The 14,054-nt window shown below is 69.3% G+C and carries 13 protein-coding genes; 10 read left to right on the forward strand and 3 right to left on the reverse strand.

Annotation, left to right across the window (positions count from 1 at the left end; all coding sequences use genetic code 11):
- The first annotated feature begins 16 nt into the window (after positions 1-16).
- On the forward strand, positions 17-196 hold the full coding sequence (locus tag A6A08_RS07885) for a hypothetical protein (RefSeq protein ID WP_073701884.1): 180 nt from the start codon (positions 17-19) through the stop codon (positions 194-196).
- A 62-nt stretch (positions 197-258) separates the two neighbouring features.
- Here the strand turns inward: A6A08_RS07885 and A6A08_RS07890 are convergent, their stop codons facing one another.
- On the reverse strand, positions 259-1,023 hold the full coding sequence (locus tag A6A08_RS07890; protein ID WP_073701885.1) for an SDR family NAD(P)-dependent oxidoreductase: 765 nt from the start codon (positions 1,021-1,023) through the stop codon (positions 259-261).
- A gap of 211 nt (positions 1,024-1,234) precedes the next feature.
- On the opposite strand from A6A08_RS07890, the gene A6A08_RS07895 reads away from it, so the two are divergent.
- On the forward strand, positions 1,235-2,122 hold the full coding sequence (locus A6A08_RS07895; protein ID WP_073701886.1) for a LysR family transcriptional regulator: 888 nt from the start codon (positions 1,235-1,237) through the stop codon (positions 2,120-2,122).
- Between the two features lie 117 nt (positions 2,123-2,239).
- Here A6A08_RS07895 and A6A08_RS07900 read toward each other — a convergent pair whose 3' ends face one another.
- Positions 2,240-2,974, reverse strand: a complete 735-nt coding sequence (locus tag A6A08_RS07900; protein WP_158069269.1) for a DUF4386 domain-containing protein — start codon at positions 2,972-2,974, stop codon at positions 2,240-2,242.
- A gap of 257 nt (positions 2,975-3,231) precedes the next feature.
- Here A6A08_RS07900 and A6A08_RS07905 point away from each other — a divergent pair, with 257 nt between their 5' ends.
- Together A6A08_RS07905 and A6A08_RS07910 are read left to right on the forward strand one after the other, a co-directional pair.
- Positions 3,232-4,467, forward strand: a complete 1,236-nt coding sequence (locus A6A08_RS07905) for an MFS transporter (protein ID WP_073701888.1) — start codon at positions 3,232-3,234, stop codon at positions 4,465-4,467.
- 247 nt (positions 4,468-4,714) lie between these two features.
- Positions 4,715-5,749, forward strand: coding sequence for a nitronate monooxygenase (locus A6A08_RS07910; RefSeq protein ID WP_073701889.1), 1,035 nt, complete (start codon positions 4,715-4,717; stop codon positions 5,747-5,749).
- Between the two features lie 136 nt (positions 5,750-5,885).
- Here the strand turns inward: A6A08_RS07910 and A6A08_RS07915 are convergent, their stop codons facing one another.
- Positions 5,886-6,164, reverse strand: a complete 279-nt coding sequence (locus A6A08_RS07915; protein ID WP_242422171.1) for a DUF1540 domain-containing protein — start codon at positions 6,162-6,164, stop codon at positions 5,886-5,888.
- A gap of 1,080 nt (positions 6,165-7,244) precedes the next feature.
- Here A6A08_RS07915 and A6A08_RS07920 point away from each other — a divergent pair.
- The 6 genes from A6A08_RS07920 to A6A08_RS07945 all read left to right on the forward strand — a co-directional run bounded on the left by A6A08_RS07920 (position 7,245) and on the right by A6A08_RS07945 (position 13,900).
- Positions 7,245-8,111 carry a hypothetical protein gene (locus A6A08_RS07920; RefSeq protein ID WP_073701891.1) on the forward strand — a complete coding sequence of 289 codons (867 nt, stop codon included), beginning with the start codon at positions 7,245-7,247 and terminating at the stop codon, positions 8,109-8,111.
- A gap of 40 nt (positions 8,112-8,151) precedes the next feature.
- Positions 8,152-8,850, forward strand: a complete 699-nt coding sequence (locus A6A08_RS07925; RefSeq protein WP_073701892.1) for a hypothetical protein — start codon at positions 8,152-8,154, stop codon at positions 8,848-8,850.
- An 88-nt stretch (positions 8,851-8,938) separates the two neighbouring features.
- A complete protein-coding gene (locus A6A08_RS07930; protein ID WP_073701893.1) occupies positions 8,939-10,372 on the forward strand; it encodes a hypothetical protein in 1,434 nt (477 codons plus the stop codon).
- Positions 10,369-12,204: a DEAD/DEAH box helicase gene (locus A6A08_RS07935; protein ID WP_242422172.1), complete on the forward strand. Its 1,836-nt coding sequence runs from the start codon at positions 10,369-10,371 to the stop codon at positions 12,202-12,204. Before A6A08_RS07930 ends, A6A08_RS07935 begins: the two co-directional genes overlap by 4 nt.
- Positions 12,205-12,467: 263 nt before the next feature.
- A complete protein-coding gene (locus A6A08_RS07940) occupies positions 12,468-13,421 on the forward strand; it encodes a NaeI family type II restriction endonuclease (protein WP_242422173.1) in 954 nt (317 codons plus the stop codon).
- The gene (locus A6A08_RS07945) at positions 13,418-13,900 is read left to right on the forward strand and encodes a very short patch repair endonuclease (protein ID WP_073701894.1); all 483 of its coding nucleotides are present in this window, start codon (positions 13,418-13,420) and stop codon (positions 13,898-13,900) included. Before A6A08_RS07940 ends, A6A08_RS07945 begins: the two co-directional genes overlap by 4 nt.
- Positions 13,901-14,054: the final 154 nt, after the last annotated feature.

Genomic DNA, 14,054 nt, shown 5'->3' on the forward strand with positions numbered 1-14,054 from the left:
CGGCTACCGTGCTCCCATGGACACCTCACGTGACGACACCGCCATCGGCCCCTCGGGGATCTGCAGGCGGGGGCAGCACGACTGGAAGCACGATCCGCCCGGGGCGAAGCGGCAGATCTGCACCAGGTGCCGGTCCATGTCCACGACGAACTACTGCGACTGCGCCGAGTGCGCCTCCGGCGGCTCCGAGGGCTGACCCCCGGGTGCGGGTTCCGTTCCCCTGAGGGAGGGAGTCCTCCCCCGGCCTCCCCGCCCGGCCTACTCCTCGCCCGGCGTGACGCGGTGGACCTTGTGCTGGGCTGCCTGCGCGCGCGGGCGCACCACCAGGAGGTCGATGTTCACGTGCGGGGGGCGGGTGACCGCCCACACGATGGTGTCGGCGACGTCCTCGGCGGTCAGCGGATCGGGGACACCGGCGTAGACGGCCTCGGCGGCGCCGGCGTCGCCGCGCAGCCTGTTGAGGGAGAACTCCTCGGTCCTGACCATGCCGGGCGCGACCTCCAGCACGCGCACGGGCTCGCCGCACAGCTCCAGGCGCAGCGTGGCGGCGAGGGTGTGCGCGCCGTGCTTGGCGGCCACGTAGCCGCCACCGCCCTCGTAGACCACGTGCCCGGCCACTGAGGAGACGACCAGCACGGTGCCGTCGCCGCTGTCGACCAGCTTGGGCAGCAGGGCCTGGGTCATGTTGAGCACGCCGATGACGTTGACCTCGTACATGGCGCGCCAGTCGGCGGGGTCCCCGGTGGCGACGGTCTCCGTGCCGATGGCGCCGCCCGCGTTGTTGACCAGCACGTCGCAGGCGGGCAGGGAGTCGGCGAAGGCGTCGACGGCCGCGCGGTCGGTGACGTCGAGGACGTGGGCGCGGGCGCTGCGGCCCTCCTTGGCCAGCTCCTCCGCCAGCGCCTCGATCCGGTCGGCGCGGCGGGCGACGAGGACCACGTCGTAGCCCCGCGCCGCGAGGCCGCGCGCGGTGGCGGCCCCGATCCCGCTGCTGGCTCCGGTGACGACCGCGGTCGCTGTCATGGTGGCTCCTCCCGGGGTTGGCTGTCGCGCAGAGCGTATCCGGTGGCCCCTCCCCCGGCCCGGCCAGGGACGTGACTCGCCCGGACCGGGAGGCGGGCGGAGCGGATCAACGGCCACCGTGCTTCCATGAGGGTTGCCCGCCGCTCCGCCGTGTTCTCCGGGAACGGCGGGCTGCGAGCGGCACGACGGATACGAGAGAGGGGCGGGCCGGTTGCGGGGCATCGAGATCCGGGAGCTGGAGTGCTTCCTCGTCCTGGCCGAGGAGCTGCACCTCGGGCACGCGGGCGAGCGGCTGGGCGTGTCGGCGGACACGGTGGACCAGTTGGTGCGCTCGCTGGAGGACCGGGTCGGCGCTCCGCTGCTGGACCCCGCCAGCCGCCGCTGCGGCCTCACCCGCTTCGGCGAGGAGTTCCTCGACAACCTGCGGCCCGCCTACCAGAACCTGGCCGCGGTGGTGGACGGCGCCCGCGAGCGCGCCCGGGGCGGACCGCTGCGGGTGCGCCTCGGCTTCCAGGGCACGGTGCACGGACCCGTGGCCGAGGCGGTCCGCACGTTCGAGGAGCGCGAGCCCGGCGCGCGGGTGGAGATCATGGAGATCAAGCTCTCGGACGTGTTCGGCCCGCTGCGCGAGGGCGAGGTGGACGCCGCCGTGGTCCTGCTGCCGGTCCGCGAGCGCGACCTGGTCGTGGGCGCGGTCTTCTCCCGCCAGCCGCAGCGGCTCGCGCTGCCCGAGGACCACCCGCTCGCCTCGCGGTCGGTCATCGGGGTGGAGGACATGGCGCGGGTCCCGCTCATCCCGGTCCGGCGGGCGCCCGACTACTGGCTGCGCGTCCACTCCCCCACCGTCACCCCGCTGGGCAGGACCATCCACCACGAGCAGGCCGTGGACACCCTGCGCGAGGGGCTGTCCCAGGTCGCCGCGGGCCGGGGCGCCATGCTGCTGTGCGGGGACACCGCCGACCACGGGGACCGGGACGGCGTCGTCCTGGTGCCGGTCAGCGGCCTGCCGGAGTCCTCGCTCGGGCTGGTGTGGCCGCGCGGGGACCGGAACCCGGGGGTGCCGGTCCTGGCCGCCGCCCTCACCGAGGCCCTGGCCTAGGGGGCCGGCCACAGACGTCGCGGGCGTGGAAACAGGGGGTTCCACGCCCGTTGATCCTGTACCCGTAGCGAGGTCGGGCGCCCGGACTCGCTACAAGTACAAGAAGCGTCACGCCGGTCAGGACGGGACCGACGGCGACGGCGGCCGCCACCCCCGTCCGACCAGCAGCGAGAAGGCGAGAACGAGCTCGGACATCATGAGGACCACCAGCACGCCGGTGATCCAGCCCGGGAGGCCGAGGCCGAACACATGGGCCGCCCCGTCGACGACGTAGGCGAGCCCGCCCAGGCCGACCAGGGTTCCCAGCACCGGCGGCGGCCCGGCCTTGAGCACCAGCCACCCGAGCACCGCGAGGTGGGCGCCGAAGAACACCAGCACGACCGGATAGCCCGCCTCGAACAGTCCCAGGTGCGCCGCCGCGAGGGCCGCCCGGTCCGGCTCCGCCATCCCCGGCGCGGCCGCGGCACCATCGGTCAGCAGACGGCCGGCGGCGACGTATTCGAGCAGCAGCGCGCCGACCAGGGCGGTGTAGACGAGCCGCAGGCTCATCGATACCAGGGCCAGGCCGGGGCTCACCCGGCGCAGGAGCAGGAACAGGAGCACGGCGACCGGAACGTCGAGCAGGAACGCGACCAGATAGCCCGCGAGTCCGGCGCGGAACAGGCCGGGGGACTCCGTGACCGCTCGGAGCGTCGCCATCGGATCCGCGCTGACGACCAACCGCTCCCGGACCCCGAGTTCCGCGAACATCGCGCAGCAGGCCATCGCGACCAGCATCGCCCCACACGTTCTGGCCAGACGGACCGAGGAGGCACCCGTACCGGTTTCCCCTCCGGGTCGAATCGTGTCCACGACAACCATCCTTACAGGTGTAAGTCTGCGAATCCCGGCCAACCTTACACCTGTAAGGCCATAAAGTCGCCCCCCGCGGAGGAGACCGTGGTCGCCACGGCCCGAGGGCGGCCGCACGGACCGGCTCCACCCCGCCCGCCCGCCGCCTCCGGTCCCCGCGATCGGGGAAAACCCGTGGCCCCGGAAAGCCGCGGTTGCTAGCGTGGGCGAAATTTCCGCCCGGAGCCGCCGGGTTCCCCGAAAGGAAAAATACGCACATGGCAGCGGGTCATCCCCGGGAATCGTCCCTGCTCGCCCGATACACCGCTTTCACCCTGCTCGGCGCGACCGCCGATTTCCTTTTCGGAGCGGTTTTCGTCACGGTCCTGCTGGACCGCGGGGCCGAGCCGTGGATGCTGGGCGCGATGCTCGGCTCCGCGAGCCTGGTGGCCCTGCTGGTCGAGGCGCCCAGCGGGGCGCTCGGGGACCGGTACGGGCACCGCAGGCTCCTGGCGGTGGGCCTGGCCGTGTGGGGCGCGGGCTTCCTGCTGATGGGGTACGCGGACGGGCTCGCGCCGACGCTCGCGGGCATGTACCTGTGGGCGATCGGCTTCCACCTGCACTCGGGGACGCTGGTCGCGCTCGTGGTCAACCGGATCGGGAGCCGCGACCGCTCGGCGCGGATCGCGCGCACCGTGCGGCTCGGCCAGGTGTCGGGGCACAGCGGAGCGGTGCTGGGCGCGGCCTCGGTCATGGTGGCGGGGACCTGGCTGCCCGCCGACACCATGATGGCGGCGGGCGGCGCGGTGCTGGTCGCGCTGGGGGCCCTGACACCCGTGTGCTTCCCCCGTTCACCGGAACGCTCGGAGCGCGGGTTCGGCGCGATCGTCCGGGAGTCGGCCCTGCTGGTGGCGGGCAGGCGCTTCGTGCCGCTGGTGGCGCTGTCGGTGGCCTCGGTCTCGGGCCTGGCCGCGCTGGTGATCTCCTGGCAGCCGATGCTGAGGGACGCCCATGGCGAGGACGTGCGCCTCAACGGACTGGTGCTGCTGGTGATGATGGCCGCCATGACGGCGGGCGCGGCGAGTTCGGGATTCGTGGGCCGGAGCCGTCCCCACGTGTGGGCGCCCCTGTTCGCGGCGTCGGCGGGCCTGCCCCTGGTGCTGGCGGCGCACGGGCTCGTCCCGCTGCTCGCGGGACTGGTGGCCTCCGAGTTCCTGATCGGGCTGACGGTGGTGCTGTCGAACGTGTGGCAGCAGTTGATGTTCTCCGACGCCAACCGGAACACCATGTTCTCGATGCTGGGGATGGTCGGCAACGCCGTCAGGATGCTGACCGTGCTGTCGTTCGGGTGGCTGTGGGGCCTGCTCGGGATGGAGTGGGCGGTGACGGCGGTGGTCGCGTTCAGCCTGGTCGCGGCGGTCGCGGCCGCCGTGTCCTCCCGGCTCCTCCCGGAGTCGGCCCGGTTCGCCGACCACCCCTCGGACGATCCCGAGCCCGACGGTAGGGCGGCCTAGCGCCGCGGCCGGGACCGCGGCGGCGGCCCTCCTTTCCGGCACGGGAATCCTGTGACTTTCCTCATGGAAAATCCGGAAATGGATCGGCAGGTTTTCGATGAGTGCGAGTCGCCCTTCGGCTGGAAAAGGCAGATTGGTAACATTCGCCTCGATCCGAAAGGAAGGAAACATCCCCCGCTCCGGAGTCATCGAGAACGGGGAACCGTCGCCCGGCTCCGCCGGGCCACTGACGACGCACGGAGGAAGCATGAGGCTGGCCGATCTACTGCGGGAGCGCCCGATCGTGCAGGCGCCCATGGCGGGCGGAGCCGCCACACCCGAACTGGTGGCCGCCGTCACGGGGGCCGGCGGCACCGGATTCCTGGCCGCCGGCTACCTGCCGCCCGACACCCTCGAGACCCGGATCCGTGCGGTGCGGGACGCGGGGATCGTCGGGTTCGGCGTGAACGTGTTCGTCCCCGGCCCGCCCTCCGACCCGGACGGCCCGGCCTCCTACCGGTCCCTCCTGGAGACCGAGGCCAAGCGCCACGGGGTTCGGGTGGGCGAACCGGTACACGACGACGACGCGTGGGCCGCCAAGATCGACCTGCTGGTGGAGGCCGCCGTACCGGTCGTCAGCTTCACGTTCGGCTGCCCGGAGGCCGCCGTCCTGGAGCGGCTGCGGGAGGCGGGCAGCGCCACGGTGGTCACCGCGACCACGGTCGAGGAGGCGCGGGAGGCCGTGGAGCGCGGCGCCGACGGCGTGTGCGCGCAGGGCGTGGAGGCCGGCGGACACCGGGGCTCCTTCGACCCGGCCCGGGGCGGGGAACGGCCGCTGCGGGAACTGCTGCCGGAGGTGGTCGCGGCGGTGGACGTCCCGGTGATCGCCACCGGTGGGCTCATGACCGGCGCCGACGTGGCCGCGGCCCTGAAGGCGGGCGCCGCCGCCGCCCAGCTGGGCACGGCGTTCCTGCGGTGCCACGAGAGCGGCGCCCACCCCGCGCACAAGGCGGCGCTGGCCGACCCCGCCTACACCGAGACCGCGCTGACCCGGGCCTTCACCGGCCGCCCGGCGCGGGGGCTGGTCAACCGGTTCGTCTCCGAGCACCCGGAGGCCCCCTACGCCTACCCGGAGATCCACCACATGACCAGGCCGCTGCGCGCGGCCGCCGCCAGGGAGGGCGACACCGGCGGGATGGCGCTGTGGGCGGGCACGGGCTTCCGGCGGGCCGAGGACGCGCCGGCCGCCGAGGTGGTGGCGCGGCTGCGCGGTGAGGCCGCCGAGGAGGGCGTCCGGGTCTGAGCCCGCAGGATCCACCGGTGCGCGGACACCACGCGGCCCCGGGCGCGAGCACGGGGCCGCGTGGGGCGGCAAGGGCGAGGAAGCGCTCCCCGCGCGGGGCGGGGCGGGTGGTGTCAGGCGCGGTATCAGGCGCCGTTCACGCGGGCGCGTAGGTGAGGCAGTCCGCCTGCTGCTGCTCGAAGCCGACGGAGATACCCGGAGCCTGGCACTCCAGTTGGACGTTGTGCCGGCAGTCGGCCATCTTGCAGGCGCCGACGTGGCCGGTGCTGGCGGGGTCGCCTCCCTGTTCCCGAACACCGAAGAAGGTGTCGCACTGGGCGTGGGTGGAGTTCCCCACGGTGATGGCCAGCGCATGGCAGGTGTGTTCGGTGTTGTAGGCGCAGGCGTCCACCTGGCACGAGTTCACCACGGGCATGTCCACAGCAGTCCCCCAAAGCGTCGATGGCGCACCAGAGGCTGCCAGGCGGAGGGCTCTCACCTGCGGAGGAACGCTCCGGGTCAAGGGGAACCCGACGAAGCCTTGACCGTGGCTTGGTGCGGGCACGGCTTCAGGGGCGGCTTCGGGTGCAGGTTCCCCAGGCGCCCACTAGATGTCCTGCCCACGTGGCCGACAGGAGCGTCCCTGCACCGCCGGCAACAGCACAGGGCCGGAACTGCGGAGCCCTCCCCCGGCAGGGCGGGCGCCGGGCAGCTTCCGCTCAACCCGCAAGAGGAGCAGGCCCTCGCGCCATACACCGCGAAGGCATCCCGCCTCAACGCTGCGCTCTTCGCCCCCTTCAGAGCGCCCTCCGAAAATGAATCCAAGAAATTCGAGGGCAGAATCACCCTCCTTCCCTCTGCCCTTGACGGCGTACACAACCAGGAAAAACATGATGCGCAGGGCACCGATCACCAAATACATGGACAGCAGTGAGACCTTCGAGGGAAGCGGACACAGAAACCCCTCAGCACAGACGACCCAAGTTCACCTCGATGAGTAAAGCATATCCCCTCCCTTTCCGCACCGAGGAGCTGAAAATGAAAAATAATGCAACCCCGACGTCGGTTCATCATTTCATCGGACCTTTGCCTCCGCCGCTGCCGACGCGCTCGCATCACCACGGGGCAGTGACACCTCTGCCTGCCGGTGCCACGAAGCGAGAAAAAATGCAAGAAGAAAAATCCTCGGACCGGCCCACCCAGCAAGCCCCGATCGGTATAATGCCCCCCGCGGAACAGGACAGGCGCCAACGGCAGCATCCCGCCCCCAGCCGCCTCCCCCTGCCATGGCGCTGACGTGCCGCAAGAGGGAGCCGGCCTTCCCTGCCGCACCGCATGCATGCTCGCACAGCCTTGCCGGTCCACTGCAAAGCCGGGAAAAAATGCAAGAGGGCTACCCCAGAAAAAGCTACACAGAACCCTCACCGATGTGGAACACTTGACCCCGGCGACTCCTTGCCCTGCAGTTGCCCCAGATCTCCTGCTTTCGTTTCCATGCGAGCACAAAGGGTGAACTATGCCTTCCCTCCCCGTGAACCCCGCCACAACCGAAGTCGCCGCATTCGCGGATTTCCTATCGGAGTTCTTCGCGGCTCGAGGGCTGCAGCAGCACGGAATGGCGAAGAGGATCAAAAGGGAGCGGGCCTGCCGCCCCGCCGACCACTACCGGCTCGACACCGTGTCCGAGTCGACTCTGAGCCGCATTCGAAGAGGGGAGATCAAGCGGATGCCGCGCCGGGAAAAGTTCAACATGATCGTACTGACCGGCCTGCACATCGCCTGGACCACGGCGGGGAAGCATGGTCCTGCACCGGGGTTCCACGACGTGGAGCGGATCTGGGAGGAGTGGCAGGAGTTCCGGAAGAAGGCATTGGCCGCTTCGGGCAGAGTCCCCGGCACCGAGCCGGCGCCCTCCGTCCCTCCCCCTGCGGACACCAGTCGCACAAGCACCGACCTGTCCGACGTCGAACAGCTCAGGTACGGGAACGCCTACGGCGGTGTCGGCGTCATTCTCCTCAGCGCAGCCCGCTCCTCGGAGCGCAGGGCCGCTCTCGTCCTCGGTGTGCTGCGGGTCCTCGACGGCCACCACAAGGAAGGGGCGGACTGGCTACGATCGGCAAGCTCCCTGGGGAGTGCCCCGGCAGACGACCTGCTGCGCATCTCTGCACCGGCAGAGCGCCGACAGGCTGCCGTCGAACAGGCACTTGAACTGGCTTCGTCGCCCCGCAGCGGGTCCAGTGCAGAGGAGAGCGTCCTCCTGCTCGAGCGAGCGGCCCGGTCCGGCAGCCGAAAAGCTGCTGGTCTGCTGGCAGCCCACTACGACAGCCTCGGAGAGGTGGGCCACGCAACGCGCTGGAGCCGTGTAGCCGCCCAGGTCGGCTAGTTAGCAGACGGCAAGGACACAACACAGTAGAGGGGAACACATGCGCCCTGCATGGCACGATCCGGACCTGCGTGTCGGAACGAGGATCAAGGTAGCCCTCTGGCTCCTGGACGAGGTGGGTGAGGGCAATACCTTCACCAAGGCACAGCTCCGTGAGGCTTTTCCGGGAGTCGAACAGGTCGACCGCCGGATGCGCGACCTCAGGGACGACGGATGGGCCATCAACACCAACAGGGAAGACCCCGGACTACCCCCCAATACGCTCTGCTTCGCCAAGGCCGGCGACGACGTATGGGATCCCCGCGCCTCGCGCAGGCGCTCTGAGCCCAGCCTCAGCAACAAGGAGCGGGCAGCGGTGATGGCTGCCGACGACTTCATGTGCACTGTCTGCGGCATCGCCGGCGGAGAGGCCTATCCCGACTCCCGGCGCGGGGAGACGGCCCAGCTGTCGGTGAGCAGCAGGGAGGAGGTCCTGCCGGATAGGACCTCCCAGCAGCAGTTCGTCACCGAGTGCAAGCGGTGCAAGGCCGGCCGGGGGCCCCGTGCGGAAGGGCCCCGACTCGCAGAGGTCCTGGAGGCGGTCGACTCGCTCGGTACCGCAGAGCGCGAGGAGTTCGCGCAGTGGGTCAAGAGGGGTCGGAGGCTCCCCCGGCGGGTGGAGCAGCTGTGGACCGAGTACCGCCGCCTGCCGTCCGAATCACGGGAGGCCGTAGCAGAACGGCTGCGCACACAACAGTGACCCGCCGCGGAGAGAAGAGCCAGGGGGCCCGACTCCGGGCATCAGACCGTTCCAGGCCGGCCCCCAGACAGACTTGGAGAATAGGCCGATGACGCCGACAGCAATCGCGGAGACGCCCCGCGGCCCCGAGATCCGTGCCATGGTGGAGGCACGCCTGCAGGAGGCGCGCAGGGCCGGCGGCGCTCCTGAGACAGAGCGGATCAAGTGGCGCGGGCAGTCCGCCAACTTCGAGGTCGTCACCATGCCGGTCGCCGACCTCCTCTACAACCCGCAGACCCACCGCATCCGCGCCCAGCGCGCCCACGACCCCCTGCGCGACGCCGAGCTGGAGAAGGATCCGTGGTCGTCTGAGAGCCAGGCGTACCTGCACACCCTGCTCGTATCCAAGCCGGAAAACCCGGACGCACCGGACCCGGACTTCGAGAAGCTCAAGGACGACCTGAAGAAGTACGGGCAGAGGGACGCCGGGATCATCACGCCCAGCGGGATCCTCGTCAACGGCAACACACGCCGCGCCGCCCTCAAGGAGCTGACGTCTCCCAACATACGGGTAGCCGTACTCCCGGCTGACGCCACATGGGCCGACATCGCCGAGGTCGAACTGGACCTGCAGCTCAGCAAGGACCGCCGCAGGGACTACTCCTACATCAACCGGCTGATCGCCGTCCACGAGCAGTTCACGAACGGGCGCTCCGTGAAGGAGATCGTCAGTGACTTCCGCACCACCCAGAAGACGATCGATCGGGATCTGTGGGTATACCACTTCATCACCGACGCGATCGAGCGCAGCCGGACCGGACTCGCCGACGGCAGCACGGCGAGTATGCGCCTGATGGACTTCGAGAGGCACCAGGAGTCCTTGGCCGAGCTTTACCGGGTCTGCCAGACAGTCAGCCAGGACGAGGCCGACGTGCTCAAGGAGAGCAGGCTGCTCGCCATCCTCTTGGACTTCGCCAAAACCAAGATCCGGTCTATCAAGGGGAACTTCCACGACGCCTACCTCGCTCCCCGCCTCGGAGAAGCTTTCGCCGCTCCCGAGGAGCCGGCAGAGGAAGGGCTGGGGCTGCCCGGGTTCGATGCCGAACCCGGTCTGGACCTCGGCGGCGAAGACGTCCAAATCCTCCGAGCACGCGCAGCAACCGACCTCGTCCTCGCTGTCAAGGCCAAGCAGGCTGCGGCTCCGAGGCTTTCACCTGCAGAGCGTACCGAGGTCACCGATCTCTTCAATGAAGCGCGCTCCGCTATGGAGTCCGGTATCGGGGAGGCAGAGGCAGACATCCGGCGGGCCGAACGGAAGCTCGCAGCAGCAGAGACGCTCCGCGAAGCCACCAAACTCATCCGGGAGTGCACGCAGCAGGTCGCCCAGGCCCGCAGCCACAACCTTCTGGAGCACCGCGCCCTCGACGACTCGCTCGAAGAGCTCGGAACCGCACTCAAGCAGCTGTCCCGGCACGCCTCCCGAGGCGTGGAGCAGCCCGGCCAGGGGCTGGCATGGCTCCAGGAGGCGGTTGCCGAGCTGTGAAGGAGAACTCTGGCACCCCCACTCTGCGGCTCGAACTCGCCCCCGCCGGAACCGAGGTGCTCCTGAAGTCGGATGCGGCCCATGCCCCGGAGCTGGGGCGGCTGACCTCCCGGTTCCGCAGCGCGTTCCACCAGACGCCCACGTCCGTCCAGGTACCCCTCGACGACTTCCTGGTGAACATCAAGGTGCTGCGGTCCTGGCCGTCGCAGGACGTGAAGTGGGACGACGCGGTCACCGCCCTGGTCAAGGACTCCCTCCACGATGCCAAGGGGGCTCAGGAGCAGCTCTCCGGAAGCGATCCCCTCCGTGCCAGCGTCACTGCCGACGAGATCCCGGGGCTGCTGGCCCCGGGTTGGAAGTCGGAATTGACCGTGTTCCAACGAAGGGACATCAGCAAGCTCCTCTCCATGCGCCACGGTGCGAACTTCAGCGTCCCCGGTGCCGGGAAGACACGGGTGGCGCTGGCCGACTTCTATGCCTCCCGCCTTCGGGGAGAGGTCGCGCGCTTGCTCGTCGTAGCCCCGAAATCCGCATACGGGAGCTGGGAGGAAGAGGTATACCTGTGCTTCGACGAGCCCCCCGCCGTCCACACAGTCGACGGAGGGCCGCTAGACCCGCTTGCAAAGATCGTGCTGGTCAACTATGAGCGCCTGCCCATAGCCCAGAACGCCTTGGCGAAGTGGCTCAGCACTGAGCCGTCGATGCTGGTCCTGGACGAGGCGCACCGCATGAAGCGGGGAGCGAAGGGGGTCTACGGTACCGTGTGCATGGCCCTCGGACCGCGCGCCCGGCGAAGGCTGGCCCTCACAGGGACGCCGGCGCCCAACGGCGTTAAGGACCTGCAGAACATCTTCACCTTCGTCTGGCCGGGGCAGGGTGCACGCACAGTCGAGCGCGCTACTGCCGGCCGCAGCCTCCGCGATGCCAGCGCGACCCTGAAGCCGTTCTTCAGCCGGACCACCAAGCAGGAGCTCAACCTCCCACCGCTGGACGCCCGGGTCGTCCGCGTTCCCGTCACGGGGCTGCACCGCGAGATCTACACCGCGATCATCGGCGAGGAAAGCCTCAAGGCTGCCGGACAGGGGCAGGGGAACGAGGAGTTGGAGAAGTTCGGCCGGGTGTCCATGTACCTCATCATGGCTGCGACGACCCCCGCGCTGCTCTCGGCCGGAGCCCACAAGCACGAGCCCCTGCCCTATAACCTCCCCCCTCTGCCGACTCCGCAGGGCAAGACGCTCGCCGAGCTCATGGAGCACCTTCCCCGCTACGAGGAGTCCCCCAAGTACAGGAAGGCCTGTGAGATCGTCGCCGCCAATGCCGCACGGGGGCGAAAGACGATCGTGTGGTCGACGTTCGTCCGCAGCCTGACCACGCTCCAGCAGATGCTCCGCGACTATGCACCTGCAGTCGTGCACGGCGGCACTGCTGACAGGGCCGAGCAGATCGACCGGTTCCGCAAGGACCCCGGGTGCATGGTGCTGCTGTCGAACCCTGCCACGCTCGGAGAAGGCATCAGCCTCCACCAGGTATGCCACGAAGCCGTGTACGTAGACAGGGACTTCACCGCCGGCCGGTTCCTGCAGAGCTTGGACCGGATCCACCGTCTCGGACTAGCACCCGGTACAGAGACGAACGTGAAGGTCCTGGTAGCGGAGAAGACGATCGACGAGGTCATCGAGGAGCGGCTCGCCGACAAACTGCACTTCATGGGCACCGTCCTCGACGACCCGGGTGTCGAACAGCTTGCCGACCTGAGTGACGAGCCTGCTGCTACAGCCGGCCTGGAGCGTTCAGATCTGAGAGCTCTGAGGAAGCACCTAGGTGAGGTCTGACAGGAAGCGGCCCCGGCACAACCGGACCAGCGTTACTCTTCGATGCGGCGCCAGCTGAGAGTGAGATCTGCTGCGCGACTCGGGCAGAGAGCTTCTTCCGCACAAGTTCGACGGTCACCGGTATGACGGTTTGCTGATGGGCGTGGGCGTCCCTGTGCAACAGCCTTGGGACGGGGTCCGCTTGCCTGCGACGTGTGTGGTGGAAGAGGTGGGCCTCGCGACGGGTGCACAGAGCCCCGGTGGGCCGCTTATAGATTGGCTCTGTGCACCTCTTCGACATGGATGACGACACTCCCCATGCAGCCTCGGGGCCGGGCACAGACTCAGAGCTCGAACTCGCCATGGCTGAGCTGCTGAAAGCGGATACAGACGGCAAGCGATTCGCTGCTGCGCTGAGGCGCAGCTTCGACATGCTGCTGGACGGCCAGCACACCGGTCGCTTCCGCTGGGAGGAGCTCTACAAGACAGAGAAGACGCACTGCGGCACCGTCGTGGAGATCAACCTGCAGCGGGAGTTCGACTTTGCAGGCGGCACAGACCTCGACTACCGCATCGCCGGTACGGACGTGGACTGCAAGTACTCCCAGCAGATGGGGGGCTGGATGATCCCTCCCGAAGCCGTCGGCAAGCTGTGCCTCATCCTGTGGGCGAACGACAAGCAGGGGAAGTGGTGCGCCGGCCTGGTGAGGGCTCTCCCCGAACACCTCAACGAGGGAAGCAACCGCGACTCCAAGAAGACCTTGAACAAGGCAGGCCGGAGCACTGTCCGCTGGCTCTTCAAGGACGCCCCTCTGCCGGAGAACGTACTGCTCCGGCTCCCAGCCCGGGATATCGAAGCGATCTTCTCCCCCTCTTCAGGACAGACCCGGGTCAACGAGCTGTTCCGACGGGCCCAGGGGAAGCTGATCAGCCGCAACGCCGTAGCCACCGTTGCCCAGCAGGAGGACTACATGAAGCGGGTTCGAAACAACCAGGGTGCCCGGGGCAGGCTCCGGGAGGAGGGCATCATCATCCTGGGCCAGTACCGGAAACACACGGCGATCGCTGAGGAGCTCGGCCTCCCGGTCCCCGGACGGGGCGAGTTCACCAGCGGCCGGGTCGTGCGTGTGCCTGAGGGCTCGAGCCGTTCCTGCTGCTCGGTCATCGACGGCCAGAGGTGGGCCCTCGCCTCTGAGAACGACCCTGTAGAACCAGCCCCGGAGCTACCGCGCGTATGAGCTCGCACAGCACTTCCCATCCCTGGTCGCCGCCGAAGGGCTCCTGGGCCTCCTCGGCTGCCAACCGTCGCAGCATGCGGGGCAACCGCAGCCGGGACACGAAGCCCGAGCTCGCCATCCGCCGCCTGGTGCACGCCGCCGGATTGCGCTATCGGGTCGCGGCCAAGCCCCTGCCCAAGATGCGGCGCACTGCCGACCTGCTCTTCCGGCCCACCAGGGTGGCGGTGTTCGTGGACGGGTGCTTTTGGCACGGCTGTCCCGAGCACTTCGTCCCGCCGAAGACCAATCCCGGCTACTGGGAGGGCAAGATCGCGGGGAACATCCGCCGCGACCGCAATACCGACGCCCAGTTGGAGGAGGCCGGGTGGCTGGTGCTGCGATTCTGGGAGCACCAGGACCCGGCCGAGTGCGCCGAGGCCGTGGCTGCAGCCGTCTCAGCCCGTAAGGGTCAGCTGCAGCGGGCCCGTGTGCTCGACTAGGGCCTGTTTGGGAAGTCAGAGCCATTCGTTGATGGCAGCGATCTGGACGGTGGCCTCGTAGCGAAGGGCGAGCTTGTCATAGCGCGTGGCCACCGCCCGGTTGCGTTTGAGCCGGTTGATCCCGCACTCCACCGCGTGCCGGGCCCGGTAGTCG

Origin of the sequence: Nocardiopsis sp. TSRI0078 (genome assembly GCF_001905145.1) — a bacterium.
GTDB lineage: Bacteria > Actinomycetota > Actinomycetes > Streptosporangiales > Streptosporangiaceae > Nocardiopsis.

Excerpts from the sequence above, each read along its gene's own strand:
- A6A08_RS07915 (WP_242422171.1), bottom strand. The coding sequence starts at position 6,164 with ATGCCCGTGGTGAACTCGTGCCAGGTGGACGCCTGCGCCTACAACACC.
- A6A08_RS07930 (WP_073701893.1), top strand. The coding sequence starts at position 8,939 with ATGACGCCGACAGCAATCGCGGAGACGCCCCGCGGCCCCGAGATCCGT.
- A6A08_RS07945 (WP_073701894.1), top strand. The coding sequence starts at position 13,418 with ATGAGCTCGCACAGCACTTCCCATCCCTGGTCGCCGCCGAAGGGCTCC.
- A6A08_RS07910 (WP_073701889.1), top strand. The coding sequence starts at position 4,715 with ATGAGGCTGGCCGATCTACTGCGGGAGCGCCCGATCGTGCAGGCGCCC.
- A6A08_RS07890 (WP_073701885.1), bottom strand. The coding sequence starts at position 1,023 with ATGACAGCGACCGCGGTCGTCACCGGAGCCAGCAGCGGGATCGGGGCC.
- A6A08_RS07905 (WP_073701888.1), top strand. The coding sequence starts at position 3,232 with ATGGCAGCGGGTCATCCCCGGGAATCGTCCCTGCTCGCCCGATACACC.
- A6A08_RS07920 (WP_073701891.1), top strand. The coding sequence starts at position 7,245 with ATGCCTTCCCTCCCCGTGAACCCCGCCACAACCGAAGTCGCCGCATTC.
- A6A08_RS07885 (WP_073701884.1), top strand. The coding sequence starts at position 17 with ATGGACACCTCACGTGACGACACCGCCATCGGCCCCTCGGGGATCTGC.
- A6A08_RS07925 (WP_073701892.1), top strand. The coding sequence starts at position 8,152 with ATGCGCCCTGCATGGCACGATCCGGACCTGCGTGTCGGAACGAGGATC.